The organism is Amycolatopsis sp. NBC_00438, from assembly GCF_036026695.1.
Taxonomy (GTDB): Bacteria; Actinomycetota; Actinomycetes; order Mycobacteriales; family Pseudonocardiaceae; genus Amycolatopsis.
On record NZ_CP107923.1, the window covers coordinates 6,754,741 to 6,779,900 of the forward strand.

26 protein-coding genes are annotated in these 25,160 nt (G+C 70.5%); 8 read left to right on the forward strand and 18 right to left on the reverse strand.

What is annotated here, in order from left to right; translation table 11 throughout:
- Window positions 1-46 precede the first annotated feature (46 nt).
- From OG494_RS30280 to OG494_RS30305, 6 genes are all read right to left on the reverse strand, one after another.
- Entirely contained in the window at window positions 47-1,225 is a 1,179-nt protein-coding gene (locus OG494_RS30280; RefSeq protein ID WP_328444482.1) for an acyl-CoA dehydrogenase family protein, read from the reverse strand.
- Window positions 1,222-2,091 (reverse strand): SDR family oxidoreductase, encoded by an 870-nt coding sequence (locus OG494_RS30285; RefSeq protein WP_328444484.1) that lies wholly within the window; start codon window positions 2,089-2,091, stop codon window positions 1,222-1,224. Before OG494_RS30285 ends, OG494_RS30280 begins: the two co-directional genes overlap by 4 nt.
- A complete protein-coding gene (locus tag OG494_RS30290) occupies window positions 2,091-2,927 on the reverse strand; it encodes a MaoC/PaaZ C-terminal domain-containing protein (RefSeq protein WP_328444491.1) in 837 nt (278 codons plus the stop codon). Before OG494_RS30290 ends, OG494_RS30285 begins: the two co-directional genes overlap by 1 nt.
- Window positions 2,924-3,355, reverse strand: coding sequence for a type II toxin-antitoxin system Rv0910 family toxin (locus tag OG494_RS30295; RefSeq protein WP_328444493.1), 432 nt, complete (start codon window positions 3,353-3,355; stop codon window positions 2,924-2,926). Before OG494_RS30295 ends, OG494_RS30290 begins: the two co-directional genes overlap by 4 nt.
- 7 nt (window positions 3,356-3,362) lie before the next feature.
- Complete coding sequence (locus tag OG494_RS30300; protein ID WP_328444495.1) at window positions 3,363-4,547, reverse strand: lipid-transfer protein; 1,185 nt, start codon at window positions 4,545-4,547, stop codon at window positions 3,363-3,365.
- Between the two features lie 97 nt (window positions 4,548-4,644).
- Entirely contained in the window at window positions 4,645-5,952 is a 1,308-nt protein-coding gene (locus tag OG494_RS30305) for a family 1 glycosylhydrolase (RefSeq protein ID WP_328444497.1), read from the reverse strand.
- 221 nt (window positions 5,953-6,173) lie between these two features.
- Between OG494_RS30305 and OG494_RS30310 the strand changes: the two genes are divergently transcribed.
- Complete coding sequence (locus tag OG494_RS30310) at window positions 6,174-7,349, forward strand: PepSY-associated TM helix domain-containing protein (protein WP_328459065.1); 1,176 nt, start codon at window positions 6,174-6,176, stop codon at window positions 7,347-7,349.
- Window positions 7,346-7,690, forward strand: a complete 345-nt coding sequence (locus OG494_RS30315; RefSeq protein WP_328444498.1) for a hypothetical protein — start codon at window positions 7,346-7,348, stop codon at window positions 7,688-7,690. The genes OG494_RS30310 and OG494_RS30315 overlap by 4 nt, the downstream gene beginning before the upstream one ends.
- Before the next feature lie 63 nt (window positions 7,691-7,753).
- On the opposite strand, the gene OG494_RS30320 is transcribed toward OG494_RS30315, so the two are convergent.
- Window positions 7,754-9,043 carry a ThuA domain-containing protein gene (locus OG494_RS30320; protein ID WP_328444499.1) on the reverse strand — a complete coding sequence of 430 codons (1,290 nt, stop codon included), beginning with the start codon at window positions 9,041-9,043 and terminating at the stop codon, window positions 7,754-7,756.
- A gap of 31 nt (window positions 9,044-9,074) precedes the next feature.
- Window positions 9,075-10,901, reverse strand: a complete 1,827-nt coding sequence (locus OG494_RS30325) for a glycoside hydrolase family 3 protein (RefSeq protein ID WP_328444502.1) — start codon at window positions 10,899-10,901, stop codon at window positions 9,075-9,077.
- Between the two features lie 145 nt (window positions 10,902-11,046).
- Between OG494_RS30325 and OG494_RS30330 the strand changes: the two genes are divergently transcribed.
- Entirely contained in the window at window positions 11,047-11,370 is a 324-nt protein-coding gene (locus OG494_RS30330; protein WP_328459066.1) for a mycothiol transferase, read from the forward strand.
- Between the two features lie 193 nt (window positions 11,371-11,563).
- Here OG494_RS30330 and OG494_RS30335 read toward each other — a convergent pair whose 3' ends face one another.
- The 6 genes from OG494_RS30335 to OG494_RS30360 all read right to left on the reverse strand — a co-directional run bounded on the left by OG494_RS30335 (window position 11,564) and on the right by OG494_RS30360 (window position 15,359).
- The gene (locus OG494_RS30335; protein ID WP_328444504.1) at window positions 11,564-12,067 is read right to left on the reverse strand and encodes a YbaB/EbfC family nucleoid-associated protein; all 504 of its coding nucleotides are present in this window, start codon (window positions 12,065-12,067) and stop codon (window positions 11,564-11,566) included.
- Between the two features lie 5 nt (window positions 12,068-12,072).
- Window positions 12,073-12,453 carry a YbaB/EbfC family DNA-binding protein gene (locus OG494_RS30340; protein WP_328444506.1) on the reverse strand — a complete coding sequence of 127 codons (381 nt, stop codon included), beginning with the start codon at window positions 12,451-12,453 and terminating at the stop codon, window positions 12,073-12,075.
- Between the two features lie 9 nt (window positions 12,454-12,462).
- Window positions 12,463-13,590, reverse strand: coding sequence for a C40 family peptidase (locus OG494_RS30345; RefSeq protein WP_328444507.1), 1,128 nt, complete (start codon window positions 13,588-13,590; stop codon window positions 12,463-12,465).
- Entirely contained in the window at window positions 13,587-13,925 is a 339-nt protein-coding gene (locus OG494_RS30350; RefSeq protein ID WP_328444509.1) for a hypothetical protein, read from the reverse strand. Before OG494_RS30350 ends, OG494_RS30345 begins: the two co-directional genes overlap by 4 nt.
- Before the next feature lie 111 nt (window positions 13,926-14,036).
- Window positions 14,037-14,780, reverse strand: a complete 744-nt coding sequence (locus OG494_RS30355; protein ID WP_328444510.1) for a DsbA family protein — start codon at window positions 14,778-14,780, stop codon at window positions 14,037-14,039.
- A 72-nt stretch (window positions 14,781-14,852) separates the two neighbouring features.
- Window positions 14,853-15,359: a MauE/DoxX family redox-associated membrane protein gene (locus OG494_RS30360; protein ID WP_328459067.1), complete on the reverse strand. Its 507-nt coding sequence runs from the start codon at window positions 15,357-15,359 to the stop codon at window positions 14,853-14,855.
- Window positions 15,360-15,447: 88 nt separating this feature from the next.
- Between OG494_RS30360 and OG494_RS30365 the strand changes: the two genes are divergently transcribed.
- The 4 genes from OG494_RS30365 to OG494_RS30380 all read left to right on the forward strand — a co-directional run bounded on the left by OG494_RS30365 (window position 15,448) and on the right by OG494_RS30380 (window position 20,409).
- Complete coding sequence (locus tag OG494_RS30365) at window positions 15,448-16,278, forward strand: glutamate ABC transporter substrate-binding protein (protein WP_328444512.1); 831 nt, start codon at window positions 15,448-15,450, stop codon at window positions 16,276-16,278.
- On the forward strand, window positions 16,275-18,656 hold the full coding sequence (gene hrpB / locus OG494_RS30370) for an ATP-dependent helicase HrpB (RefSeq protein ID WP_328444514.1): 2,382 nt from the start codon (window positions 16,275-16,277) through the stop codon (window positions 18,654-18,656). Before OG494_RS30365 ends, hrpB begins: the two co-directional genes overlap by 4 nt.
- 68 nt (window positions 18,657-18,724) lie before the next feature.
- On the forward strand, window positions 18,725-19,639 hold the full coding sequence (locus OG494_RS30375) for an ATP-binding cassette domain-containing protein (RefSeq protein WP_328444516.1): 915 nt from the start codon (window positions 18,725-18,727) through the stop codon (window positions 19,637-19,639).
- A complete protein-coding gene (locus tag OG494_RS30380) occupies window positions 19,636-20,409 on the forward strand; it encodes an ABC transporter permease (protein WP_328444518.1) in 774 nt (257 codons plus the stop codon). Before OG494_RS30375 ends, OG494_RS30380 begins: the two co-directional genes overlap by 4 nt.
- 48 nt (window positions 20,410-20,457) lie before the next feature.
- Here OG494_RS30380 and OG494_RS30385 read toward each other — a convergent pair whose 3' ends face one another.
- Entirely contained in the window at window positions 20,458-20,955 is a 498-nt protein-coding gene (locus OG494_RS30385; RefSeq protein ID WP_442874508.1) for a TetR/AcrR family transcriptional regulator, read from the reverse strand.
- Window positions 20,956-21,062: 107 nt separating this feature from the next.
- Between OG494_RS30385 and OG494_RS30390 the strand changes: the two genes are divergently transcribed.
- Window positions 21,063-22,190, forward strand: coding sequence for an FAD-dependent monooxygenase (locus OG494_RS30390; RefSeq protein ID WP_328444522.1), 1,128 nt, complete (start codon window positions 21,063-21,065; stop codon window positions 22,188-22,190).
- Here OG494_RS30390 and OG494_RS30395 read toward each other — a convergent pair.
- Genes OG494_RS30395 through OG494_RS30405 form a run of 3 tightly spaced genes read right to left on the reverse strand, consistent with a single transcriptional unit; the run spans window position 22,135 to window position 25,137 of the window.
- Window positions 22,135-22,809, reverse strand: a complete 675-nt coding sequence (locus OG494_RS30395; RefSeq protein ID WP_328444524.1) for a response regulator transcription factor — start codon at window positions 22,807-22,809, stop codon at window positions 22,135-22,137. The two genes, OG494_RS30390 and OG494_RS30395, sit on opposite strands and share 56 nt — an antisense overlap.
- The gene (locus OG494_RS30400) at window positions 22,806-24,383 is read right to left on the reverse strand and encodes a sensor histidine kinase (protein WP_328444526.1); all 1,578 of its coding nucleotides are present in this window, start codon (window positions 24,381-24,383) and stop codon (window positions 22,806-22,808) included. Before OG494_RS30400 ends, OG494_RS30395 begins: the two co-directional genes overlap by 4 nt.
- 46 nt (window positions 24,384-24,429) lie before the next feature.
- Complete coding sequence (locus OG494_RS30405; RefSeq protein ID WP_328444528.1) at window positions 24,430-25,137, reverse strand: dienelactone hydrolase family protein; 708 nt, start codon at window positions 25,135-25,137, stop codon at window positions 24,430-24,432.
- Window positions 25,138-25,160: the final 23 nt, after the last annotated feature.

Below are 25,160 nucleotides of genomic sequence, written 5' to 3' on the forward strand. Positions count from 1 at the left end.
TGAGTGGTAATTCGGGTCAGAACCCGAATTACCACTCACGACCCGGTCAGGCCAGCAGGGCCTTCGCGATGTGGGTCACCTGGATCTCGTTGCTCCCCGCGTAGATCATCAGCGACTTCGCGTCCCGCGCCAGTTGCTCCACCCGGTACTCCGCCATGTACCCGTTGCCGCCGAACAGCTGCACCGCCTCCATCGCCACCTCCGTCGCGGCCTCCGACGAGTACAGCTTCATCGCCGACGCCTCGGCCAGCGATGGGCGCTTGCCCGCCCGCAGCTTGGCCACCGTCTGGAACACCATGTTCTGGACGTTCAGCCGCGCCACCTCCATCTTCGCCAGCTTCAGCTGGATCAGCTGGAACCGGCCGATCTCCTGACCCCACAGCTTCCGCGATTTCGCATACGCGACGCACAGCCGCTGGCATTCGTTGATGATCCCGAGCGACAACGCCGCCACGCCGACGCGCTCGGCCGCGAAGCTTTCCCGCGCGTCCGACGAACCCGACGACGACAGCAGGCGGTCCGCGCCCAACCGGACGTCGGAGAAGAACAGCTCGCCCGTCGGGGACGACATCATGCCCATCTTCTTGAACGCCTTGCCCTGCACGAACCCCGGCATGCCGCGATCCAGCACGAAGGCGAGCACCGGCCGGTCGCGCGGCGGCGACCCGTCGTCCAGCTTCGCGTAGACGACCACGACGTCCGCGTGCGGGCCGTTCGTGATGAACGTCTTATGGCCGTTCAGCACATATTCGTCACCAGAAAGACGGACCGTGGTCTGCATGCCGCCGAACGCGTCCGACCCCGAGTCCGGTTCCGTGATCGCCCACGCGCCGATCTTCTCGAACGTCGCCAAGCCCGGCAGCCAGCGTTCCTTCTGCGCCTGAGACCCCTTCGCCAGGATCGTCGCCGCGGTCAGGCCCAGCGAAACTCCGAGAGAAGCCACGATGCCCAGGCTCACTCCGGCCAGCTCGCTGATCGCGATCAGCGCCAACGTCTCCTGGCCGCCCAATGAGGAAGACGAGCCGGAGGACGACGGAGACAAGACCCGGGAGACCGCTTCAGCGGCGAGAACATCCAGCCCGAATGCCTTGAACAGCTTCCGGATGATGTCGTACGGCGGCAGCTGACCACTCTCGAGAAGATCCAGCTGCGGGCGGATCTCCTTCGTGATGAACTCGCGGATCGAGTCGCGGACCAGCAGGTCCGTCTCGGACCACTCGATCACGGCAGCCTCACCGCGATGTCGTCGATCGCCCACGGGCCTTCGGTCTCGATGACCTTGACGTCGTGCCAGCCGGCCAGTTCCGAGATCGCGCCGCCTTGCACCGCGAACACCTTCCCCGTCAGAGCGCACTTTTCGGTAGCCAGATACGCCACCAGCGGCGAGATGTTCGCCGGCGAGAACGCGTCGAACTCGCCTTCGGAGACCGGCGCCGCGAAGATCGCGCCCATGCCCGGGGTCGCCAGTGTCAGCCTGGTCCGCGCGATCGGGGCGATGGCGTTGACGCGCACCCCGTACCGCTCCAGCTCCGCCGCCGCGACCAGGGTCATCGCCGCGATGCCCGCCTTCGCCGCGCCGTAGTTGACCTGGCCCGCGTTCGGCAGCGTCACCCCGGACGCGGACGCCGTGTTGACCACTGCCGCCGCGACCGGCGTACCCGCTTTCGACTGGGCTTTCCAGTACGCCGCCGCGTGGTGCAGCACCGCCGCGTGGCCCTTGAGGTGCACCGCGATGACGTCGTCCCACTGCTGCTCGGTGATCCCGGCGACAAACGCGTCGCGCAGGATGCCCGCGTTGTTCACCACGACGTCGAGCTGCCCGAACTCCGCAACGGCCTGGTCGACCAGTTCCGACGCGCCCGCCCACGACGTCACGCTCGACGTGTTGGCCACCGCCTCCCCGCCCAGCTCACGGATCTCCGCGACGACGTCGGAAGCGGGCCCGGAAGAGGAACCACTCCCGTCGTTGTCACCGCCGAGGTCGTTGACGACCACCCGCGCGCCCTCGCGGGCGAACAACAGCGCGTGCTCCCGCCCGATCCCGCGGCCCGCGCCGGTGATCAGCGCGACGCGCCCGTCGAGTGCACCCATCAGCTGTCTCCGATCTCGGCGAGGCCGTCCTTGACGACGACCTTGTCCCCTACGGTGGTTTCGAAGGCGAAGGTGCCGGAACCCGCGTCCCAGATCGACGTCGAGAGGTCCTGGCCCGGTAACACGGGCGACGCGAACCGCACGGCGAGCCGGCGAAGGCTGTCCACATCGGACCCCGCGACCTCCGTCAGCAGCGCCCACGACGTGAACGCCATGGTGCAGAGGCCGTGCGCGATGATCCCCGGTAATCCTGCGGCACGAGCGACGTCTTCGTCGAGGTGGATCGGCATCGGGTCGCCGGCGGCCGGGCCGTAGCGGAACGTCTGGTCGTCGTCGACGTGCTGGCTGACCTTCGCGACCGGCGACGAAGCACGCAACGCGTCGTCGAAGCGGTGACCAGGGCCGAGCACCCCCTGCTTCTCGCCGGCGTCGAAACCGCGGACGAAGAACGTCACGTACTGCTCGTTGACCAGCTCGCCACCCGAAGTGCATTCCAGGTAGACCGTCGCACGGGTGCCCTTCGGCAGGCCTTCGAACCCGGTCATCTTGGCCCGCGACACCAACGAATCACCGGACCGGATCGGGCGGTGGAAGCGGAAGTCCTGCTCGCCGTGCAGCACCTTGCCGAACAGCGACGTCGGCACGACTTCGAGGGCCGGTTCCAGCAGCGACTGGAACACCGGCACGATCGCGAACACCGGGCTCGCGACGTCGCCCGCGCGGTGCGCCGGGATCGGATCGTTGGCGGCAAGGGCGTATTCGACGAGCCGCTCGCGCGTGACGTCGAACGTCACGGGCTCGGTCCACTTGTCCAGCCCGGTGGCGTCGAACTTCATGCGACCAGGGCCTTGAACTTCTCGAGGGACTCGTCGAGGTTCTTCTTGCCGTCCTTCTCGACGGCCTTGCCGAGCGCCCCGACGATCATCTGGCCGGTGAACTCGGCCTCGATCGAAGCCGCCGAGCCGGCACCGGCCGCTGCCACCGACAGCGCGAACCGGATCTTCACCCCGGCCATCCCGGTCCCGGAGATGACCAGCTTGTGCGGCGCGTCGTACTCGTCGACGGTCCACGTGATCGTGTTCGCCATGCCGAGCATCGTGACGACCTCGGACACCTGGGCACCCTGCGCGAACTCGGCCGGGACGTCGCCCTTCCACTTGGTGTGGATGGTCAGCCACTTCTCGAAGTTGTTCGGGTTCGAGAACTCCGCCCACACCTTGTCCGGCGTGGCGGGCAGTTCGACGGACGCGGTGATCTGGCCCATGTCTCTCCTAGGCTCGCTGGTAGGCGGTGACGACGGCGGCGCCACCGAGTCCGATGTTGTGCTGCAGCGCGGCTTGCACGCCGTCGACCTGGCGCTTGTCGGCGTCGCCACGCAGCTGCCAGGTCAGTTCGGCGCACTGGGCGAGGCCGGTCGCGCCGAGCGGGTGTCCCTTCGAGATCAGGCCGCCGGACGGGTTGACCACCCACTTGCCGCCGTACGTCGTGGCTCCGGAATCGACGAGCGAACCGCCGTCACCCTCGTCGCAGAGGCCGAGTGCTTCGTAAGTCAGGAGTTCGTTGGCTGAGAAGCAGTCGTGCAGCTCGATGACCTGGAAGTCGGCGGGCCCCAGTCCGGCCTGGTCGTACACCTGGCGTGCCGCTTGGCGCGTCATGTCGTAGCCGACGATGTTCTTCGCGCTGCCGTCGAAGGTGCTGCGGAAGTCGGTGGTCATGGCCTGCCCGACGATCTCGACGGCCCGCTCGGCCAGGCCGTTCGTCTCCACGAAGGCCTCGCTCGCGAGGATCGCCGCGCCGGAGCCGTCGGACGTCGGTGAGCACTGGAGTTTGGTCAGCGGGTCGTAGATCATCCGCGACGCGAGGATGTCGTCGAGCGAGTAGACGTCCTGGAACTGCGCGTACGGGTTGTTCACCGAGTGCCGGTGGTTCTTCTCGCCGATCTTCGCGAAGTGCTCGGCGGTCGTGCCGTACGCCTTCATGTGCTCGCGGCCGGCGGCGCCGAACATCCACGGCGCGGGCGGGAACAGCACCTCGGAGATCTCGGCGAGCGCCTGCATGTGGTGGCCCATGGGCTGCTCGCGGTCGTCGAACGTCGACCCGAGCGAACCCGGCTTCATCTTCTCGAAGCCCAGCGCCAGCACGCAGTCCGCGCGACCGCCGCGGATCGCCTCCGCGGCCAGGTACAACGCGGTCGAGCCGGTGGAGCAGTTGTTGTTGACGTTGAGCACCGGGATCCCGGTCATGCCCAGCTCGTAGACGGCGCGCTGCCCGGACGTCGACTCGCCGTAGACGTACCCGACGTAGGCCTGCTCGACGGCGTCGTACCCGAGCCCGGCGTCCTCGAGGGCGTGGGTCCCGGACTCCTTCGCCATCTGCGGGTAGTCCCAGTTCTCGCGCCGGCCCGGCTTCTCGAACTTCGTCATCCCGACACCGACGACGTACACCTTGTTCGCCATGCAACAAACATACAGACCGGCATGTATTTATCAAGCCCAGAAGACGCATCTTTCCTAGCGAAAGCTCGGCTTTTTGTTACACAAGTGGCAGGTGGGGTCAGCTAAGCGGGGCCAGGGGGCCTGGGTAGCGGGCCGGGTCGAGGCAGCTGCCCAGGCCGTCGACGAGCGAGCAGAAGCCCGGCGGCCGGACCGGCGTGTAGCCGGCCGGGACGCCGTGGCCGTCGATCAGCTGGCGGTACGTCGTGACCGCGTCCGTCGGGCGCCGAGTCAGTGACGGGTCGGTGGCGGCGTCCACTGTGTACAGACCGAAGCGCGGCTGGTAGCTGCCCCACTCGTAGTTGTCGGTGAGGCTCCAGTAGTTGTAGCCGATCACGTTCATGCCGTCGGCCTTCGCGCGCTGCACCCAGTAGATGTGGTCACGCAGGTGGTCCGAGCGCGTGTAGCCGTCCGGGCGCGCGTTGCCGTTGTCGGTCGGCATGCCGTTCTCGACGACGTACAGCGGCAGCCCCGGGAACTTCCGCGCGTAGTACCGCAGCGCGTAGTAGATCCCGTCCGGCTGCGGCGTCACCTTCCAGAACTCACCACTCGCCGCGTGGATCGCGCTGAGGTTGTCGAGGCTCGCGCCGTAGTAGTAGTCCAGGCCGGCGAAGTCGAGCTTGTCGCGCACCTGGTCGAGGAACGACGCGTCCAGCACCCCCTGCACCGCCGGGACGTACGCGGTGTTGCTGGACACGAGCGCGCCCGGGTCCAGCTGGTGGATCAGGTCGTACGCGGCACGGTGGACGCGCACCAGCCGGGCCTGCGCCCACGGCAGCTTCCACCCGGCGAGCCCGCCGTTGGCGGTCTCGTTCTGCAAGTAGACGGTCGGTTCGTTGATCGTGATCCACAGCGCGCCGAGGCCCTTGTAGCGGTCCACGACGCGGCGGGCGTTGGCCAGCCAGGCGTCGACCGTGCGGTCGCTGTCCCAGCCGCCCTGGTCGGCGACCCAGCCGGGGTAGACCCAGTGGTCGAGGGTGATCATCGGCCGCATCCCGGCGTCGAGGACGTGCCGGACGACGTCGTCGTAGTACGCCAGCTCGGTCTCGTCGACCTGGCCCGGGCGGGGTTCGATCCGGGCCCACTCGACGCTGAAGCGGAACACGTTCACGCCGAGCTGCTTCGCGCGGTCGATGTCCGCCACATAGTTGTGCCGGAAGTCGACGGACTCGCGGTAGGGCTCCTTGATCGACGACGTCTTCGCCTGCTCGTAGCGGCGCCAGTTGCTGTCGGGTGCCGAACCCTCCGCTTGGTAACCCGAGGTCGCGACACCCCAGAAGAACGGCTGGGTGACGGCGACCGCCGGCGACGTCCCCGCGAGAAGACCCGCGAGCACCGTCAGGACCACGAGGACTGAGCTGCGCCGCATCGCTTCCCCATTCATGAAGGAACTTCATGTTAGTGCCGCGGTGACTCGCCGCACATCCACCGAAGGACGGAAGACAATCAAGGTTAAGCAAGGCTAACCTCACTTCGATCTTCACGAAGCCCGGGGGACGTCATGACTGCCGAAGCACCTGCTCTGACCAGGACCGATCCACCAAACGCGCGGTACGGCGCTGGTACCGGCGCAAGCCCGTACGACGCGCGCTGGTCGTCACGCACCGGTGGACGTCGCTGGTGCTCGGGCTGCTGCTGGTCCTCGAGACCACCGCCGGCGTCATCCTGCTCTACCGCGCCGAGTACTTCCGGGCCACGCACGGCGACTTCTACGCGCACACCGAGAGCGCGCACCCGCTCGGCCCGCAGCAGGCGCGCGACCTCGTCAAGCAGGCGCACCCGGAGTTCGCCGCGGCCTGGGTGAGCAACGACGGCGGGATCATCGCCGTCGGCGACGCCGACTACACCACGGCGTACGCCGTCGACCCCGGCAGCGGGCACATCACCGGGCCGCAGAAGCTCACCGACGGCGTCATGGGCTGGCTGACGAACCTGCACGACTGCGCGTTCACCTGCAAAGACGACCCCGGGTACGTCTCGTGGCTGGCCGCGCCGGTGCCGTCGATCGGCTTCGCCTGGCCGCCCGGCACCAACTGGGGCCTGCTGATCCTGGTCGTCCTCGGGCTGCTGATGATCCTGCTGGCGATCACCGGGATCGTCGTCTGGTGGCCGGGCTTCAAGAAGTTCTCGCACGGCTTCCGCGTCCGGCTCGGCAAGGGCCGCTTCGCGCGCGACTACGACCTGCACAACGTGATCGGCCTCGTGTCGGTGCCGTTCGTGCTGATGTGGGGCGTCACCGGCGCCGCCTTCTACCTGCCGCCGGTGGAAAACGCGTGGCTCGCGATCACCGGCGGCACCACGCCGGACGAGGCGAAATACAGCTTCACGGCGAACCCGGCCGCGCCCGGCACCCCGGAGATCGGCATCGACCAGGCGTCGTCGGCCGCGCTGGCCGCGTCTCCCGGCACCGTCCGCTACCTCGTCCCGCCAGCCGTAGGCACGGACTACTACTCGGTGTCGATCGCGGACGACGGCTACCAGCCCTACGGCGCCCGCGCGTTCTTCGGCGGCGACCGCACGGTGTACGTCGACAGCCACGACGCCACCCACGTGTCCTCTGTGGACGCGACACCGGAACCGACGGCGAACCGCTTCTACAGCAAGGTCTTCGAGGCCGCGCACTTCGGCTGGCTCGTCGACGGCTGGTGGCGGCTCGTCTGGGTCGTCCTCGGCCTGGCGCCCTTGGCGCTGATGCTCACCGGCATCTCGACGTGGCTCTTCCGGCTGGGCACGAAACGCCGTCGCCGCAAAGCACGCCGGGCGTGATCGAGCCCCTGGCCTTCGCGACGACGATGCTCTGCCTGCTCGCTGGCGTCTTCGCCCTGGTCACCGCGGCGCTCGGCCGCTACCGCTGGCCACCCTGGCGCCCACTGGCCGTCCTGATCGAACTGGCCCTGCTCGCCCAAGCGATCGCCGGCTTGGCCTCCGCTCACCACCCGGCGGAACCCGGCACGCACGTCGCCTACCTGCTCACTTCCTTGGCGATCCTCCCCGCGGCCTTGGCCTGGGGCGCCCGCGACACCACCCGCTCGGCGGGCGCACTCCTGGCCGTCGCGCTGCTCACCCTGGCCGTCCTGGTCATCCGCCTCCAGGCCACCTGGCGCTGAAGTCCGTGAAGGCCACCTTGAGGGACTCTGAGTCCCTCAAGGTGGCCTTCACGGACTTTCCCTCTAGCCGACCTTGAACGACTGCGCCGCGCTGCCGTTGCACGTCGACTGGACCAGCTGGACACTGTCCGCTGTGGACGATGCCGGCACGGTCAGGCACTTGCCCGTGTGCCGGACGGCGAAGTGGTAGTACCCGCTGCCTTCCGACACCGGCTGCCACTGCTGGTTGTCACCGCCGCCGTAGGCCCACAGCTGCAGGCCGGCGTTGTCGGTCGTCGCCACGTTCGCGACGTCGATGACCTGGGCGGCGTTGTTCCGGTTGTTGATCCGGTCGTACCCGCCGCTGGTCGGCGCGAACTGGAACTGCTGCGCCGTGGTGCCGTTGCAGGCGTACTGCTGGATCACGGTGCCGTTGGCGCTGGCCGCGGCCCGCGCGTCGACGCACTTGCCGTTCGCCTTGTTCGACACGGCGTACCAGGCCGACGGGTCGATCGAGCCGTCCGGCGGCGGGGTGGTCGTGCCGCCGCCACCGAGCCACTTGAGGCCGTCGAGCAGGAACCGGTTCTGGTCGGCGCTCTCGAACGTCGACGACAGCGCGGTGTTCGTGTCGTAGTTCATCGCGTTGTGGCCGAAGTTCGAGTAGATCATCTTGTAGTTCTTGTTGGTCCACGAAATCGGGTAGTACCCGCTGTTCCAGGTCTGGCTCGGGTCGGTGCCGATCGGGAACGTGGACTGGTCCATCGACGCCAGGATGGTGATGTTGCTGTTCTGGCGCAGGTCGTTCTGCCAGGCGTACCACTCGGACGTCGAGGACCTGATCGTCGCCGGCAGGTTCACCGTCGACGGGTGCGTGCGGTTCTCGATCTTCAGCGTCTCCGGCGTCGGGCCCCACGTGTTCGTGGTGAACCGGCCGGTGCCGAGGAAGTCGTTGTGGAACCAGTTGGCGTACGACGGCGTCGAGCTGTCGTTGTAGGCCGTGACGTGGAAGCCGTAGAACCCGCCGCCGGCCTGCATGTACCGCTGGAAGCCCTGGAACTGCGCCTGCGATTGCGGCTGGTCGTCGAGGAACAGCACGACCTGGTACTGGTCCGGGGTGATGGACGTCAGCTGGTTCCAGTTGGTCGTCGAGGTGTAGGTGAAGCCGTTGGCCGCCGCCTGCTGCGGGAACCAGACGTTGGCCTCTTTTTCGAAGCTGATGTGCGCGGCGTCGTAGGTGCCGCTGTAGAAGGCGAGCACTTTGAACGGCGTCGCGGCGTGCGCGACGGGGGCCGCCGGGCTGCCGAGGCTGAGCCCCAGCAGCGCGGCGAAGAACGCCAATATCCGGATCAGGGGGCGGCGGGTTCTGGACGGCATGCGTGTTCCTTCCGGTGGGGGCGGGGACCGATCACCAATGGCGGGAGTAGTGGAGGCCGTAGCCGAACGGGAACAGCGCGGGCCGGCCGTCGCCGACGTTGATCGGCTGCTGGCCGGCGCTGCGCATCCAGGTCACCGGCAGCTTCCCGGTCGGGTTGTAGTCGCCGAAGAGGACGTCGGCGACACCGGCGCCCTCGCTGCCCGGCAGCCACGACTCGACGAGCCCGGCCCAGTCCCCCACCTGTGCCGCGATGTCGAGCGGCCGCCCGGACACCAGGACGACGACCGTCGGCACGCCGGAGTCCTTCAGCTTCTGCAGCGTCGCGAGGTCCGTGTCGTCCAGGCCCATCCCTTGTGGACGGTCGCCCTTCGTTTCGGCGTAGGGCGTTTCCCCGACGACCGCGACGGCGACGTCGTAGCTCTGGTCGATCCCCGTGCCGTCCTTGGCGTAGGTCACCTTCGAGGAGCTGCTCCTGATGCCCTGCAGGATCGTGGTGCCGGGGATGACCGGACCGCTGGTGCCCTGCCAGCCGACCGTCCAGCCGCCGGACTGGTTACCCATGTCGTCCGCGTTCTTGCCCGCCACGAAGATCTTTCCGTGCTTCAAGAGCGGCAGCACGTGGTGGTCGTTCTTCAGCAGCACCTGGGATTCCCGGACGGCCTGGAGGGCCAGGTCGCGGTGGTCCTTGCTGCCGATGGTCTTCAGGAACCGCCGGTCGGTCAGCGGGTGCTCGAACAGGCCGAGCTCGAACTTCTTGGTGAGGATGCGGCGGTTCGCGTCGTCGATGCGCGACAGCGGCACCCGGCCCTGCTGCACCAGTGTGCGCAGCGTGTCGATGAACGTCTGCCAGTTGTACGGCACCATCACCATGTCGATGCCGGCGTTGATCGAGGCCTCGACCTCTTCCGGGGTGAAGCCGGTCTTGCCGTCGATCTTGTCGACGCCGTTGTAGTCCGAGACGACGATCCCCTTGAAGCCCAGTTCCTTCTTGAGGACGTCGTTGATCAGGTACGAGCCGGCGTGCATCTTGACGCCGTTCCAGCTGCTGTAGGAGATCATCACCGAGCCGACCCCGCGGTCGACGGCGGCCTTGAACGGCGGCAGGTGGACCGCGCGCAGTTCCTGCTCGCTGATCTCGGTGTTGCCCTCGTTGACGCCGCCGGTCGTGCCGCCGTCGCCGACGTAGTGCTTGGCGGTGGCCATGACCGAACCGGGCTGGTCGAGTCTCGTTCCCTGCAAGCCGGTGATGACGGTCGACATCTCGGTGGCCAGCTGTGGGACCTCGCCGAACGACTCGTAGGTGCGGCCCCAGCGGTCGTTGCGGGCGACGCACAGGCAGGGCGCGAAGTCCCAGTCGATGCCGGTGCCGGAGACCTCTTCCGCGGTGGCGCGCCCGATCTTCTGGACCAGCCGCGGATCGCGCGACGCGCCGAGGCCGATGTTGTGCGGGAAGACGGTCGCGCCGTAGACGCCGTTGTGGCCGTGGACGGCGTCGACACCGTAGACGAGCGGGATGCCCAGCGGCGTCGCGAGCGCGGCCTTCTGGAAGCCGTCGTACATGTCGGCCCAGGTGACGGGCGTGTTCGGCGTCGGCTGCGAGCTGCCGCCGGAGAGCAGCGAGCCGAGCCTGCCGGTCGTGACGTCGGCCGGGGATTTCACGCCGAGGCGTTCGGCCTGCATCATCTGGCCGAGCTTGTCGTCGAGCGACATGCGGCCGAGCAGATCGGCCACCCGGACCTTGACGGGCCGCCAGGAGTCCTTGTACGCCGGGCCGTTCCCGGCGAGGGCGGGGGTTTCCGACGTCACCAGCAGCCCGACGGCCAGTGTGCCGATGGCCAGTCCGCGTCCGAGACCCATCCGGGTCCTCCTCGTCGAGAGACCAAAATTCACGCCTTGAATTAATGCATATATATCGGCAGCTGGTCCAGACCTCTGGGCGATCTCGGTTGCCACTCACCGGGACTGCGGGTTCCGGTCGTGAACCGACCGGCCATGGCTGCCGATCCCGGTCCGTTGCCTCACGGACGAGGACGCGGCGAAGCGCACGACGGTCAGCGAGCTGACGCCGGGAGGTTCGGTCCGCCACCTGGCGACGGGCGAACGCAGGTGGCCGCAGGTCCTGCGTTCCGCCGACGGCTCGCTCCCCGAGGGAATGCTGGACGTCGATCAGTACTCGATGAGCGGAACACTGTCCTCGTGGCTTTCGGCCTACGCGTCCGTGGCCGCCGCGACCGACGAGGACGTGGCTTCGCTGCCGTCACTGGACGTCTCCGTGCAGCTGCCGGCCACGCCGCGGTCCCCGCCGGAGCCACGGTTCCGGTCGTGAACTGACCGGCCACGGCTGCCGATCCCGGTCCGCGGCCTCACGGACGAGGACGCGGCGAAGCGCACGACGGTCAGCGAGCTGACGCCGGGAGGTTCGGTCCGCCATCCCTGGACGGCGCCACCTCCACCGCCCAGCCGAGCGGAACTGTCGGTGGCCGGCGGTAGCGTGGAAAACGGGGGCTGCTCGGAACCGGTCAGCGGTCCGAGCGCAGGGAAGCCGGGTCGAACGTGTCCCAGTACGCGTCCTCGTCCTCGACACTCGAAGCGGGAGCAGGAGCAGCAGCTGCGGGAGGAGCGGAGCCGAGGCGTTCCTCGCGCAGCCGCTGGAACTCCTCCACCGTCATGCCCGGGTCGTCGTCCTCGGCTCGGGCCGGCGCGGGCAGGCCCGTCATCTGCTCGATCATGAACGTCATGTCCTCGCCCAGCAGCAGCGCGACCTTGTTGTAGCCGTCCTGGGTCGCCTCGCGCATGGCCGCCTGGGCGATCTCCACCACCAACGGCCCGAGACGCTCACCCAGGTTCACCGCCGACGGCGCCAGCCACACCCGCAGGAGCTTGCCGCGGGCGTCGACCGTCACCTCGACCTGGCCGTCGAGGTCGTGGGCCGTGCCGGACGCCGAAGCGAGCAGCTCGTCCACCTTGGCCAGCGCCTCTTCGCGCGCCCGGGCCTGGGAAATCAGCTGACGCGTCGTGGGCATCGCGCTCACCTTCCGTAGGAGACGGACTCGGCGTCCGGGTCGTCGTCCGGGATCGGTTCGTAGCCCAGGGTTTCCAGCTGCGACGCGTCCACGACCGGGGCCAGCGCGTGGTACATCCGGTCGCCCGCGCGGCGGGTCGCGCGCTGGGCCAGCTCGAGGATCTGGTCGGCGATCACCGACGACCCGTGCCGCAGCGCGGAGCGGTGGATCGTCAGGCCCGTCAGCAGCCCGCCGGGCGCGACCTGGACCTCGATGGCGCCGTCGCCGGAGGCCGCCTTGCCCACCACCGGGCCCGAGCGCTCGAAGCGCGCGGAAGCCTCCGCGCCCGCGCGGTCCGCCTGCTCGGCGACGCGGGACGCGGCCAGGTCCATGTCGAAGTCAGCCACTGTGCGAAGTTACCCCGTCGGCCGGTAGAACCCGATGAACGACTGTCCCGCGTTCGTGGTGCGGATCTTGCTGATCTGGACCGGGTCGCCGGCCTCGACCATCTGGCCGTCGCCGATCACCATCGCCACGTGCCCGGACCAGACGACCAGGTCGCCGGGCAGCAGCTGGTCGATCGAGGGCACCTCGGCGCCGACCGTCTGCTGCGCCGCCGTCCGCGGCAACTGCAGGCCCGCGTCCTGGTACGACGTCATGGTCAGGCCGCTGCAGTCGAGGCCCTGGCCGCGCGCGGTGCCACCCCAGACGTACGGCACGCCCAGCTGGGAAAGCGCGTTGCGCACGGCCTTCGCGGCGGTTTCGTTGGGCGCCATGACGGTCTTGCCGCCGGGCAGGTTGATGCCGACGCCGGTGCCGGGCTGCGGCGGGACCGCGACCGGCAGCCGCGGCTTGTGCACGGCGCCGCCACCACCGCCGCCGCCTCCCCCACCGCCGCCGCCCCCGCCATCGGAGCCGCCGCCGGAGTACCCGCTGTTGCTGTTGAAGGACTGGCCGACCTTGGTGTCGGACGCGCTGCTCGCCGACGTCGTCTGTTCCGGGCCACCGAGCTTGGTGCCGATGTCGGTGAGCTGGTTGATGGTCTGCTCGCTGAACGTCGCGGCCTGGCCGGTCAGCTGGCTGATCTTGGTCTGCAGCTTCATCAGGATGTCGCGCGACGCGGCGCCGCGGCTCTCCGGCGGCTGGATGCTCTTGACCGCCGCCAGCGCCTTCATCGACGCCGAGATCTCCTTGATGATCTGGTCGCGGACCTGGTCGTTCTTGATCTGGCCCAGGTTCAGCGTCTCGGCCGCCTCGGCGACGGCCCTCTCGATCTCGGCGCTCTCGTCGAGCAGGTCCTGGACTTCCTGCTCCAGGCTCTTGGACGTCGCGGTGGCGCGGTCGGTCGTCGAGCCGGAACTGGCCGAAGTCAGGTTGACGCGCTGCGCCGACGCGGTGTCGTGGGTCTTGCCCATCGACGTCTGCAGCGCGACGTGCCCGTCGCGTGCGCCGCTGATCGCGGCCGGGTCGTGGCGCAGTTTGTCCGCGAACTGGTTCGTGGTGTCCAGGCCGTGCCGGACGAGCAGGTCGGCGTGCTCGGTCACGTGAGGTCCGTCCCAAGCCGCCGGACGACGTCGCCGTGCTCGGCCTCGACACCGGCGTAGTTGCGGTCGGTCTGGCGGGCGGCGTCACCCATCCGGCTCCAGCCACCGCCGACGCGGTGCAGCTTCTCCTGCAGCGCCCGCATCCGGCCGGTATAGGCGCCGGAGAAGCCGGACTCGCCGCCCATCTCCGAGAAGCCGTGGCCACCGAGCGTCACGTGCGGGCCGACGTGCTTGTCGGCCGCGCCTTTGACGTCTTCACCGAGCGGGTCGACTTCGCGCGCGTACCGCGTGTACGCGCCGTCGTCGACGTGAAACCCCGAATGCGAACCGTCCACTGGCCCTCCCTGTCACCAGGGATGCGACGTGCGCGCGCCACCCCCGGTTCCCCAACCCTGCGGGACAAGCCTAGACCAGGTTCCGTACCCGAGTGGGCGAATTGCCCGGACTCAGCCGAGCACCCCGCCGAGCCAGCCCTGGTCCTGCCAGTTGACGATCGCACCGTTCGACACGACCGTCGGTGTGCCGAAACCGCTCTGGCCGCCGCCGAAGTCCTGCGCCAGCTTCGGGTCGTTCTCGATCTGCTGGAACGCGGCGTTGATCTGGTCGTTGTAGGTGCCGGCGTTGACCGTCTGGGCGAACTTCGGGTCGGTGATGCCGACGTTCTTGCCCAGGTCGATCAGCTGCGCCTTGTCGTAGCCGCGCTTGCCCTCTTCGGGCTGGTTCGCGTACAGCGCGTCGTGGAACTGGAGGAACTTGCCGGCGTCGGCCGCGGCGAGCGCCGCGTTCGCCGAGTCGAGCGAGTAGCCGGGCGGGCTCGAACGGTCGTTGAGCAGCGGCACCATGTGGTAGCGCACCGCCAGCTTGCCGTCGTTGACCGCCTGCTCGATCTGCGCCTTGTTGTTCTTCTCGAACGTGCCGCAGATGGGGCAGAGGAAGTCGGCGTAGACGTCGATCGACGACTTCGCGCCGGTCTTGCCGACCGTGACCACCACGCCGTCGCGCGTCTGGGTGACGTCGGCGGCCAGCGCGCTGGTGTTCTGGCCGGGGTTGATGACCTGGCCTTCGGTCTTGTTCTTGTCGGAGATCGTCCAGATCACGCCGCCGATCACGAGCGCGGCCACGACGACCACGGCGGCGATCCCGATGATCCACTTCCGCTTGTCCCCGGACGCGCCCCTGGCCTGGGCCACCGCCCTCGCTCCCCCGGCCTGCGCGGCCTGACGACGCTTCCGAGCGGTCCGCTCAGCTCCACCCACTGTGAATCAATTCCCTTCCGCGATACCCGAGTAGTCGGGCCCGGGTTCGACAGAGTTCCCGCGACCTCGCGCCAGCCAGCCGTCGATCGACAGCCAGGTGCGCGGCCGCGCCAGCAGCCATACGGCCAGCAGCGCGAAACCGGAGTCGCGGAGGATTTCCTGGGGGTACGCGGTCTGCCCCGCCGCCACCTGGCCGCCGCCGCCGAAGCACCCGCAGTCGATGCTCAGCCCGCGCGCCCACGACTGGGCGATGCCGGCGATGAGCACCACGAGCAGCACCAGCGCGGCGCCGGCGACCCACCGGGTCGCCAGGCCGGCGAGCAGGAACAGCCCGAGCACGAGCTCGACGAGCGGCAGCGCGACCGCCACGACGTTCACGAGGGCGCCGGGCAGCACGTCGTACGCCTGGACGGCGATCAACGTCTGACCCGGATCGGCCAGCTTCACGGCACCGGAAACGAGCCAGACGGCCGCCAGCCCGAGCCGGGCGAGCGTGCCGACGGCGTCCAGCACGGGTTGGGACGGTCGCACCACACACTTAGGCTAACGGGACGACCTGAGAACTGCGTGAGGGCCCGACGGGGGCGGAGGGAGCGGCGGGATGCGGTGGCGCGTGCTGGTCTCTTCGGCGTTGCTGCTGGTCACGGTGGCCGCGTGCGGTCCCGCCCACGTTTCGCCGACCGACTCCGTGGTGGCCCGCGCCAGTGCCACGGATCACCTGACCATCGGTATCCGGTTCGACGCCCCGGGCCTGTCGGAGCACACCGTGGACGGCCGGTTCGTCGGTTTTGATGTCGACGTCGCAACTTTTGTGGCGGGTGAGCTCGGCGTCGACGCGAAGGACATCACGTGGCGCGAGACGACGTCGGCGACGCGGGAGACGGACCTCGCCTCCGGGACGGTCGACCTGGTCGTGGCGACCTATTCGATCACCGACAAGCGCAAGCAGCAGGTGTCGTTCGCCGGGCCGTACTTCACGACCGGGCAGGACCTGCTGGTCCGGCGCACGGCGGCCGACATCACCGGGCCGGAGACGCTCAACTCGCGCAAGCTCTGCTCGGTCACCGGCTCGACGCCCGCCCAGCAGGTCAAGGACAAGTTCGCCCAGGCCGTCCAGCTGGTCGAGTACCCGCGGTACCCGGACTGCGTGACGGCGTTGCTGGCCGGGCAGATCGACGCCGTGACGACCGACGGCGTGATCCTGGCCGGCTACGTCGCGCGGGACCCCGAGCTGCTGAAGGTCGTCGGGAAGCCGTTCTCGAAGGAGAACTACGGCGTCGGCCTGCGGAAGGGCGACACGCAGGGGGTGAGCAAGATCGACGACGCGATCGGCCGGATGGTCTCTTCGGGTGAATGGCTGCGCTCGCTCAACGCGAACATCGGCCCGTCCGGTTACCAGCTGCCCCCACCCCCCGAGGTCACCGAGAAGTGAAACTGCCCGACCTGCCCGTGCGGGCCGTGCTGCCCGACGTGCTCGCCGCGTTGGACGCGCACGGCACCGCGGTCCTCGTGGCGCCGCCCGGCACCGGCAAGACGACGCTGGTGCCGCTGGCCCTGATGTCCGGCGACGGCCGGGTCGTCGTCGCCGAGCCACGGCGGCTGGCCGCGCGGGCCGCGGCGGGGCGGATGGCGGCGATCCTGGGCGAGCCGGTCGGCGAGACCGTCGGGTACGCCGTGCGCGGCGACCGGAAGGTGTCCTCGCGCACGCGCGTCGAGGTCGTGACGTCGGGGCTGCTGGTGCGGCGGGTGCAGGGCGACCCCGAGCTGCCCGGGGTGGCGACGGTGCTGCTGGACGAGTGCCACGAGCGGCACCTGGACGCGGACCTGCTGCTCGCGCTGCTCCTGGACGTCCGCGCCGGCCTGCGCGACGACCTGCGGCTGCTGGCGACGTCGGCGACGGTGGCGTCCGGCCGGCTGGCCACGCTGCTCGGTGACGCGCCGGTGATCGAGGCGTCCGCCCGGACCTACCCGGTCACGACGTCCTACCTGCCGCCTGCGCGGAACGAGCGCGCCGAGCCCGCGGTGGCCCGCGCCGTGCGGACCGCACTGTCCGAAGGGGACGGTGACGTGCTGGCCTTCCTGCCGGGCGCGGGGGAGATCGCGCGGACCTCCGGGCTCCTGCGTCTGTCTGATGTGGACGTTCTCCCGCTGCACGGACGGCTTACGGCGGCGCAGCAGGACGACGCGCTACGGCCGCGTGCGCGACGGCGCGTCGTGCTGGCGACGGCGGTGGCCGAGTCGAGCCTGACCGTGCCGGGGGTGCGCGCGGTCGTCGACTCGGGGCTGGCGCGGGTGCCGCGCGTCGACCACCGGCGCGGGCTGCCCGGCCTGGCCACGGTCCGGGTGTCGGCGGCGGTGGCCGCGCAACGGGCGGGGCGCGCCGGACGTGAGGCGCCGGGCCGGGTCTACCGCTGCTGGGCGGAGCACGAGCAGGCCACGCTGCCCGCGTACCCCGAGCCGGAGATCCGGACGGCGGAGCTGGCACGGCTGGCCCTGGAACTGGCGTGCTGGTCGACGCCGGACGGCAGCGGCCTGGCCTGGTGGGACCCGCCCGGCGAGGGCGCGCTGGCGGCGGGGCGCGCACTGCTGGCGACGCTCGGCGCGACGGCGTCAGACGGCACGGTGACCGCGCGCGGACGCCGGATGGCCGACCTCGGCCTGCACCCGCGGCTGGCCCGGGCGTTGCTGGACGGTGCGGAGGCCGTGGGTGCGCGCAACGCGGCGGAGGTCGTGGCGCTGCTCGACGCGGGCGGCAAGCTGACGGACGTCGACGCGGAACTGCGGCGGCTGCGCGGCGCGAGCGACGACGCGGCACGGCGGTGGAAGCGCGAAGTCCAGCGGCTTTCGCGGCTGGTGACCGGCGACGGCAAGCCCGATCCGGCGTTGATCGTCGCCCTGGCGCACCCGGAACGGCTCGCGCGGCGACGTCCCGGCGGCGAACCCGTCTACCTCATGGCCGGCGGCACCGCGGCCGAGCTGCCGCCCGGCAGCGGCCTGGACTCCGCGTGGCTGGCCGTCGCCGAAGCGACCCGCGACCCCGGCCGCGTGCACGGCACGATCCGGCTCGCCGCGGCCGCCGACGAACGCCTCGCCGTGCGCGCCGGCTCGGTGTCCGAAGTGGACGAAGTGACCTGGGCCGACGGCGACGTCGTCGCGCGGCACGTCCGGCGGCTCGGCGCCATCACCCTGGCGTCGCGGCCGTTGAAGAACCCGAACGTCCACGACGCCCTGGTGGCTGGCCTGCGGGCCGAAGGCCTCGGCCTGCTGAAGTGGACCGCCGACGGGACCCGGTTGCGCGAGCGGATGGCGTTCCTGCACCGGGTGCTCGGCGCGCCGTGGCCCGCGGTCGACGACGCCGCACTGCTGTCCGATGTGGACAGCTGGCTGGACCTCTCCGCGGCCCGCCGGCGCGCGGACCTCGCGAACGTCAACGCCGGTACCGCACTGAAGGCGCTACTCCCCTGGCCCGCGGCGTCCAAAATGGACGAACTCGCCCCGGACCGGCTGGAAGTGCCGACAGGGTCGCACATCCGCGTCGACTACGGTGGTGACCAGCCGGTGCTGGCCGTCAAGCTGCAGGAGACGTTCGGCTGGACCGGCACCCCCACGCTCGCCGGCGTCCCGGTCGTCCTGCACCTGCTCTCCCCCGCCGGCCGCCCGGCGGCGATCACCGCGGACCTGGCGTCGTTCTGGACCAACGGCTACCCGGCGGTCCGCGCCGACCTGCGCGGCCGCTACCCGAAGCACCCGTGGCCCGAAGACCCGGCGACCGCCACTCCGACGCGGCACGTCACGCGTCGCCGCACCTGACGAAAGTCGGGGCCGGTCCGCGACCGTCGTCCGATGTCCCGGCGCCGCGAAAACCCCAGACTGGGTTGATGATCACGCTCAGGGGACTCACCAAACGCTACGGGGAGAAGACCGTCGTCGACGCGCTCACCTGCGACGTCGCGGCCGGGCAGGTGACCGGGTTCCTCGGCCCGAACGGCGCCGGGAAGTCGACGACCATGCGGATGACCGTCGGGCTCGACCACCCGCAGGCCGGCGAAGTACGCGTCGGCGGGCGGCGGTACGCCGAACTGCGGCATCCGCTGCGCGAGGTCGGCGCGTTGCTCGACGCCAAGGCCCTGCATCCGGGCCGCAGCGCCGGAAAGCACCTTCTGGCGATGGCGCGCAGCAACGGCATCCCGGCGTCGCGGGTCGAGGAGGTGCTCGCGACGGTCGGGCTTTCGGACGTCGCGGGCAAGCGGGCCGGGCAGTTTTCGCTCGGCATGGGGCAGCGGCTGGGCATCGCGGGCGCGCTGCTCGGCGACCCCGGCGTGCTCCTGTTCGACGAGCCGGTCAACGGCCTCGACCCGGACGGTGTCCGCTGGGTGCGGCAGCTGATGCGCTCCCTGGCGGGCGAGGGGCGGACGGTGTTCGTCTCGAGCCACCTGATGAGCGAGATGCAGCTGACCGCCGACCACCTCGTGGTGATCGGCAGGGGAAAGCTCCTCGCGGACGCGCCGGTCGCCGAGTTCATCGCGGGCAACTCGCGCACGACGGTCTCGGTGCGCGTCCCGGACGCCGCCGAGCGCGACGCGCTGTCCCTGCGCCTGCTGGCGGAGGGCGGCCGCACCGACGTCGGTGACCCGGCCGAGCTGGTGGTCGACGGCATCGGCGTCACCCGCGTCGGCGATCTGGTGCACGAGCTGGGGATCCGGGTGCACGGCCTCGCCGAGCGGACGGCGTCGCTCGAGCAGGCGTACATGGAACTGACAGCTTCTTCGGTGGAGTACGGGGTGTCGGCATGACGGCCGCGGTGTCTGTGGTGCCTGTGATCTCTTCGGAGTGGACGAAGTTCTGGTCGGTCCGCGCGACGTGGTGGACGCTGATCGCCGGGACGGCGCTGATGGCGTTCTACAGCGCGGTGTCGGCGATCTCCCAGCGCTTCGACAGCGAAGACCCGATGGGCGCGAACACGATCGCCCTCGGCGGCGGTTTCTACTTGACGCAGTTCGCGGTGATCGCGCTGGCCACGCTGTTCGTGACAAGCGAGTACGCGGGCGGCGGCATCCGGTCGACCCTGCTGTGGACGCCGGTGCGTTCACGGGTGGTCCTCGCGAAGGCGGCGGTGCTGCTGCCGGTGCTGTTCGTGTACGGCGTGGCGCTGTCGGTCTCGGGAATGGCCTTGGCGGGTGTGGTGAAGGACGGCCACGGCCTGCCGACGTCCGTCGCCGGCGCCCTCACAACAGCTTTCGGCATGGGCGGGTACTTCGCCTTGCTGGGGCTGCTGTGCACCGGGTTCGGCTGGGCGCTGCGAAGCGCGGCGGGGACGTTGGTGACGGTGATCGTGGTGCTGGTGCCGCTGCCGCTGATCGTCGCGTCGCTGGGCCTGCCGGGCTGGGTGCCGTACTTCCCGGGGATCGCCGGGGTGAACGCGATGGTGGAGGCGGGACAACCGAACCCGATAACCCAGGCCGCGGCGCCGTACGCACCTTGGGTGGGGCTGCTGATCTGCGCGGTCTGGACCGCGGTGGCGCTGCTGGCAGGCACCGCGGTGCTGCGCCGCCGGGACGCCTGAAGTCCGTGAATGTCACATTGAGGGACGCTGTGTCCCTCGATGTGACATTCACGGACTTGGGGAGATGCCCAGGCCCGCCAGCACTTCCCGGGCGCCGCGGGTCAGCGCGGCTCGGGAAGGGGGCGCGAGAGAGCCCGTGCCCGCGATCGCGTCGAAGATCGCGCCGTCCAGCCAGGCCACCAAGACCGACGCGTGCCGCTCCGGTTCAAGAGATCCCGCCGCCGCGAGGACCGCCGCGCACCGAGAGCGGATCAGCAAGCCGCCCTTGTCGTACGCCTCCCGCAGCTCCGGCCGTCGGGTCGCCTCCAGGGCGAACTCGTACCGCGCCAGCATCCGCGTCCGCCCCGAAGTGATCGCCGCGTGGACGAAACCCGCGAGGAACTCCGCCAGCCGGCCCGGCGGCGGCTCCAAGTCGACGTTGTCCAGCGTGACCATCCGCGCGATCGCCAGCTCCAGCAGCGCGCCCCGGGTTCGCGCGTAGTACGACGTCGACCCCGCGGGCAGCGACGCCGCCCGATCGACCGCGCGGTGGGTCAGGCCGCGCATGCCTTCCGCCGCGATCACCTCGATCGCCGCGTCACCGATCACTGCCAGACGGTCCACGAACCAGACTCTACAGGTGTAGAGTCCTCTACAGGTGTAGAGGAGGAGTCATGGACGCGGTGGTGGTCGGCGGCGGTATCGGCGGGCTCGCGGCGGCGGTCGGGTTGCGGCAGGTCGGCTGGGGCGTGACCGTCCTGGAGAAAGCACCCGGGATCACCGGCGTCGGCGCCGGGATCTCCCTCTGGCCGAACGCCCGGCGCTGCCTGGACGTCCTCGGCATCGAGGCTCCCCTCCAGGAACAGCGCGACGGCGGCTTGAGGGACAAACGCGGCCGACGGATCACCGGCTGGGACGCGGCCGCCTTCACGAGGAACCACGGGCTTCCCCTGGCCGCGGTTCACCGCCGGGACCTCGTCGACGCGCTCGCGCGAGCACTGCCCCGCGAGACGATAAAGACCGGTGCCGAAGTCACCGAAGTCCGCGACGACGGCTTCGTGCGCTACACCGGCGGAGAACTCCACGCCGACCTCGTCGTAGCCGCCGACGGGATCAACAGCCGGATCAGAAAGGGAGCACCACCTGTCTACAGCGGCAGTACGGCGTTTCGCGGCGTCGCCCACCGGCCCGGGACGCCGCTGAGCACCAACTGGGACCGCGGCGCCGAGATCGGCGTCCTCCCGCTGGCCGGCGGGGACGTCTACTGGTGGATCTCCTACGTCGTCCGGGCCGGCGAACGGACGTCCGACGTCAAGGCCTACCTGAAGCAGCACTTCGGCGACTGGCACGACCCGATCCCGGCGCTCATCGACGCGACGCCGGCCGCGGACATCCTCCACCACGACCTCTACCACCTCGGCACGCCGCTGCCCACCTACGTCCGGGGAAAGATCGTACTCCTCGGCGACGCCGCCCACGCGATGCCGCCGTTCCTCGGCCAGGGCGGCTGCCAGGCCCTCGAAGACGCCGTCGTGCTCGCCCACGCCGTGTCCACAGAGGACACCACGGTGAACGCACTCGGGAAGTACGACCAAGAGAGACGAAAGCGCAGCCAGAAAGTCGCACGAGACTCCGTCCGAGCCGGGAAGATCGGCCCGCAGCTCACCAACCCCGTCGCCACCACCCTGCGCAAAACGCTCCTGAGAATGACTCCCGCCCAAGCCACGGCCAGGATCGGCGCCGGGATCAGTGGCTGGCAGCCGCCGGATCTCCCCCGACCAGACCGGCCTCGTACGCCGTGATCGCCGCCTGCACCCGGTTCTTCGCGCCGAGCCGGGTCAGGATCGTGCTGACGTGCGCTTTCACCGTGCCCTCCACGACGAACATCTTCGCCGCGATGTCCGCGTTGGACAGTCCGGACCCCAGCAACGTCAGCACTTCCCGCTCCCGGTTGGTCAGCGACGCGATCCGCGCGCGGGCCGCCGACGCGCGGGCGAGCCGGCCGCCGGACAGCCGGGCGATCACCCGCTGCGCCACCTTCGGCGAGAGGAACGCGGCCCCGTCCGCGACGGCGTGGATGCCCGCCAGCAGCTCCCGCGGGTCGCCCGACTTGAGCAGGAACCCGCCCGCGCCCAGGCCGAGCGCGCGTTCGATGTAGTCGTCCTCCCCGAACGTCGTCAGCATGATGACGCCGGTCGCCGGCAGCAGCCGCCGGATCTCGGCGGCCGCGCCCAGGCCGTCCAGCACCGGCATCCGGATGTCGAGCAGCACGACGTCCGGGTGCGTGGCCAGCACCTGGTCGACCGCCGCGCGGCCGTCGGCGGCTTCGGCGACGACCTCGATGCCGCCGTCCGCGCCCAGGATCGCCGCCACCCCCGCCCGCATCAACGCTTCGTCGTCGGCCAGCACGACCCTGATCACGAATCCCCCTCGGCGAAGTTGTCCTTCGAAACCAGCTTCCCGTCGGCGAAACACAGCCGATAGGCGGCGTAGTCGTTGTCCATGAACGATCTTCCGGTGCCGTAGTACTCGCACGCGGCCCCGGGCACCGGCGGGAGCGGCGGCTCGCCGCGCGTCGGCCGGGCGCCGCGCTGGTTGCCCGGCAGCAGCGGCGTGACCTCGGCGCGCGGCTGCCCGAGCCGCAGCCGGTCGTAGACCGGGCCGGGCAGCTCCGAGGAGTTCCACAGGTACAGGAACGCGATCCCGGCGACCCCGAGGAGCACCGCGAACAGCCCGAGCGGGACGACGACGGCCTGGATCAGGCTGCGCCGGACGTCGCGCCGGGCCAGCTCCAGCGCCCGCGCGGACGTCGACTGCCCGACGGCGTCGTCGGCGGCCTCGCGCAGCTCCGCGGTCTCCTCGACCGGCGCGGCGTCGTGCGGCAGTGTCGCGGTGACGGCGAAGCCGCCGTCCCGGGGGCCGGCCTGCAGCGTGCCGCCGACCAGCCGGACGCGCTCGCGCAGCCCGATCAGTCCGCGGTGCCCGGACGTGGCGCCCGGCAGCGGTCCGGCGGGCGGCGGCGCGTTGACGACGCCGACGTCGGTCCGCGCACCGGAACTGGTCACCCGGACCGTCACGGCCGCGCCAGGCGCGTGCTTCGCGACGTTCGTCAGCGCTTCCTGGACGACCCGGTGGGCCGCGAGGGTGACCATCGGGGGCGCCTGCGAGCTGTCCACTGTGGAGTCAATGAGCAGCCCGGACGCCCGCGCCCGCGCGATCAGCTCGCCGAGGTCGCCCTGCACCGGTTCGACGGGCGCGGCGTCCTCGCGCAGCACGCCGATGATCTCGCGCAGCCGTTCGGTGGCGGCCGCGGCGCTGGTCCGCAGCTGGGCGGCCGCGCCGCGCTGGTCGTCGCCGAGCCCGCCGGCGACTTCGAGGGCCGCCGCGCGGACGGCGATCAGGCTCAGCTCGTGGCCCAGCGAATCGTGCATGTCGCGGGCGATCCGCGCGCGCTCGCGCAGCCGGGCCTGGTCGGCGATCAGCCGCTGCCGGCTCTCCATCTCCTCGGCGCGGCGCCAGCCGGTGCGGGCGAGCTCACCGCGCAGCCGGACGTAGCGGCCCAGCAGCCACGGCGACAGCCCGGCGAACACCAGCATCACGGCGAGCTCGGCCCAGTCGCCGAGCGCGTTGTCGCCGAACAGCGAGAGCGGCCCGCCGAGCACCGCGACCGCGCCGCCGAGCAGCAGGCCCGGTCGCGCCCGTGGCATCCGCAGGCCGGCCTGGTAACACATCGCGACCAGCACGAAGATCACCCAGACGGGCACCCGGTTGCCGTACGGGAACGGCACGACCAGCGCGCCCGCCAGCGCGATGCCGAGCGAGACGACGGGGAAGCGCCGGGCGGTGACGACCGACCCGAGGACGACGGCGAAGCCGCCGGCCATCTCCCAGTACGCCCGGGTGCCCACCGTGTCCGAGACGACGATGAACGCCAGGAACAGCGCGAGGACGACGTCGAACACCGCCCGCCACCTGCGCTTCGTCGCCTCCCGCACGGAACCGACGCTACAAGCGGGCCGGCGCGCGGACCACTGCCGAAAGTCAACCTTTCAGCGCGTCCAGGAAAGCCAGGGTCTGCGGCCAGGAGAGCGCGAACGCGTCGGCGTTGACCGCGGTGCCGTGCCGCGAGGAGTCACTGAAGCCGTGCTCGGCGCCTGGGAAGTGCTGGGTGAACGTCGCGCCCGCCGGCCGGGACTGCAGCGCGGTCTGGAGCCGGGCGAACGTCTCGTGCGAGACGACCGTGTCGGCCTCCGGGTAGGCGACGAGCACCGGCGCGGTGATCCCTGTCGACAAAGCGACCGTGTCGAGGTCGTGGTTCGGCGGCAGCGGGTCGCGGACCGTCGGGTGGTAGGCGACGACGCCGGAAAGGCGCTGGTCACGGGCGGCGAGCAGGAGCGCGAACCGGCCGCCGAGGCACCAGCCGATGACCCCCGCCGACGTGCAGCCGAGGTCGCCGAGCAGGTGGTCGAGCAACGCCGTCTGCTCGGTCAGCGCGACCTCGTCGGACAGCTCGCCGAGCTTCGCGCCGAGGTCCTCGCGGGAGGTGTTGTCGGTGCTCGCGCCGTGGAAGACGTCCCAGGTCAACGCCGTGATCCCGCGGCCGGCGAGCTCGTCGGCCCAGGCGCGGACCTGCTCGCCGATGCCGGTGATCATCGGCAGCAGCAGCATCCCGGACCCGGAGCCACCGGCCGGGCGGGCCAGGTAGGCGGAGAGGTCGCCGACACGGGTGGTGGACGTCTCGATGCTCATATCCGCACGGTAGCGCCCCGGGT

Bases quoted from the DNA above. Each gene is read 5' to 3' on its own strand.
- OG494_RS30320 (WP_328444499.1), bottom strand. From the start codon at position 9,043: ATGCCGTCCAGAACCCGCCGCCCCCTGATCCGGATATTGGCGTTCTTC.
- OG494_RS30295 (WP_328444493.1), bottom strand. From the start codon at position 3,355: ATGGGCCAGATCACCGCGTCCGTCGAACTGCCCGCCACGCCGGACAAG.
- OG494_RS30375 (WP_328444516.1), top strand. From the start codon at position 18,725: ATGATCACGCTCAGGGGACTCACCAAACGCTACGGGGAGAAGACCGTC.
- OG494_RS30405 (WP_328444528.1), bottom strand. From the start codon at position 25,137: ATGAGCATCGAGACGTCCACCACCCGTGTCGGCGACCTCTCCGCCTAC.
- OG494_RS30305 (WP_328444497.1), bottom strand. From the start codon at position 5,952: ATGCGGCGCAGCTCAGTCCTCGTGGTCCTGACGGTGCTCGCGGGTCTT.
- OG494_RS30325 (WP_328444502.1), bottom strand. From the start codon at position 10,901: ATGGGTCTCGGACGCGGACTGGCCATCGGCACACTGGCCGTCGGGCTG.
- OG494_RS30290 (WP_328444491.1), bottom strand. From the start codon at position 2,927: ATGAAGTTCGACGCCACCGGGCTGGACAAGTGGACCGAGCCCGTGACG.
- OG494_RS30365 (WP_328444512.1), top strand. From the start codon at position 15,448: ATGCGGTGGCGCGTGCTGGTCTCTTCGGCGTTGCTGCTGGTCACGGTG.
- OG494_RS30380 (WP_328444518.1), top strand. From the start codon at position 19,636: ATGACGGCCGCGGTGTCTGTGGTGCCTGTGATCTCTTCGGAGTGGACG.
- OG494_RS30385 (WP_442874508.1), bottom strand. From the start codon at position 20,955: ATGCGCGGCCTGACCCACCGCGCGGTCGATCGGGCGGCGTCGCTGCCC.
- OG494_RS30285 (WP_328444484.1), bottom strand. From the start codon at position 2,091: ATGGGTGCACTCGACGGGCGCGTCGCGCTGATCACCGGCGCGGGCCGC.
- OG494_RS30335 (WP_328444504.1), bottom strand. From the start codon at position 12,067: ATGCCCACGACGCGTCAGCTGATTTCCCAGGCCCGGGCGCGCGAAGAG.
- OG494_RS30300 (WP_328444495.1), bottom strand. From the start codon at position 4,547: ATGGCGAACAAGGTGTACGTCGTCGGTGTCGGGATGACGAAGTTCGAG.
- OG494_RS30390 (WP_328444522.1), top strand. From the start codon at position 21,063: ATGGACGCGGTGGTGGTCGGCGGCGGTATCGGCGGGCTCGCGGCGGCG.